Source organism: Bacillus sp. GbtcB10 (genome assembly GCF_019091365.1).
In the GTDB taxonomy this organism is placed as follows: domain Bacteria; phylum Bacillota; class Bacilli; order Bacillales; family Bacillaceae; genus Bacillus; species Bacillus altitudinis.
This window is the reverse complement of record NZ_JAGXJP010000453.1, coordinates 1-230: the sequence shown is the minus strand read 5'-3', so window position 1 is coordinate 230 and position 230 is coordinate 1. Positions and strand designations below refer to the sequence as shown.

General features: G+C 46.5%; 1 protein-coding gene. It reads left to right on the top strand.

The features are described from left to right. On the top strand, positions 1-230 hold a 230-nt coding region (locus KVT11_RS20810; protein WP_217609238.1), incomplete at both ends, for an arginase family protein.

Below are 230 nucleotides of genomic sequence, written 5' to 3'. Positions count from 1 at the left end.
CAAAAGAAGGTCACGATTGTTGGGGTGCCGATGGATCTCGGACAAATGAGAAGGGGCGACGATATGGGGCCGAGTGCCATTCGCTGTGCTGGTGTAAAAGAAAAATTGGAATCGCTTTCATTTGATGACGAGGATCTAGGGGATATTCCCGTTGAGCAAAGAGATGATGTGAAAGGACTCTATACAAGTGAAAAACTGAAAAACTTAACGGAGAATGCTGGCGCGAACCA